The 1,138-nt window shown below is 49.3% G+C and carries 2 protein-coding genes; both read left to right on the top strand.

All coding sequences use genetic code 11. The annotated features are described in order from the left end of the window. The coding region (locus tag R7Z50_RS24545) for a LysR substrate-binding domain-containing protein (protein WP_318149355.1) at nt 1–571 on the top strand (571 nt) is incomplete at its 5' end. Continuing rightward, a partial coding sequence (locus tag R7Z50_RS24540) for an alpha/beta fold hydrolase (RefSeq protein WP_318149354.1) occupies nt 552–1,138 on the top strand: 587 nt, incomplete at its 3' end. The genes R7Z50_RS24545 and R7Z50_RS24540, both read left to right, overlap by 20 nt.

Raw genomic sequence — 1,138 nt, 5'->3', positions numbered from 1 at the left:
TGCTCAAGAGCCAGACATCGATGTGCGCATCAAAGCCGTGGATATGGATGAAGGTTCACTGACTGATGATGTAGATGTAGCGATCTACTACGGCCGTGGGAACTGGCCGGGTTTGCGAGCGGATAAACTGTACCAAGAGTTTCTGATCCCACTTTGTTCACCTTCGTTACTTTTAGGTAACAAACCATTAGAATCTCTAAGTGACCTCAAATTACACACTTTGTTACATGATACTTCGCGTAAAGATTGGAAGCAGTTCGCTCGTCATTACAACATCGAAGGCATTAACGTGAATCACGGTCCGATTTTCAGCCACTCGACTATGGTGCTGCAGGCTGCTGCACACGGACAAGGCGTAGCATTGGGTAACAACGTGTTAGCAAAACCAGAAATGGAAGCGGGACGACTGATTGCGCCGTTTGATGAGGTGCTTATCTCCAAAAATGCCTTCTATGTGGTGTGCCATGAGCAGCAGGCAGACATGGGACGCATCGCGACATTTAGAGATTGGATGCTGGCAACGGCGAGAAAAGAACAAGAGGAAGTATTGGATGAGCCAGTGGATAGTTGAGGGGCCTGAAGACGGGCCGCTGTTTGTTTTTGCTCACGGTGCAGGGGCGGGGATGGAGCATGACTTCATGACTGCTGTCGCCAAAGGATTAGTTGAGCAAGGAATTCGCGTGGTGCGATTTAACTTCCCGTATATGATTAAGCGAGCGGAAGATGGGAAAAAGCGCCCACCAGATCGTGCGCCAAAACTGCTGGAAGCCTATGAAGAAGTGATTGCTCACTTTACCTCTCAACCTATTGTCATTGGTGGTAAGTCAATGGGTGGCCGCATGTCGAGTTTACTGGCTGAAAATGAGCTGGTGGCGGGCATTGCCTGTTTAGGGTTTCCATTTCACCCACCGGGAAAGCCAGAAAAGTTCAAAGGCGATCACTTAGCGAATATCGAGAAACCTACGCTGATTCTACAAGGGGAGCGAGACACCTTTGGTAAGCGTGAGGAGTTCGATGACTTTGTCCTTTCATCGCAAGTTAAGGTGAGTTTTTTACCCGATGGTGACCACAGCTTTAAACCGCGCAAGAGCTCAGGCCATACCGAGGCGGGTAACATCGATCTCGCGGTAGAGCAGTT

Source organism: Vibrio sp. 1249-1, from assembly GCF_033340495.1.
The sequence above is the reverse complement of the archived record's forward strand: the minus strand, read 5'-3'. Positions and strand labels throughout refer to the sequence as shown.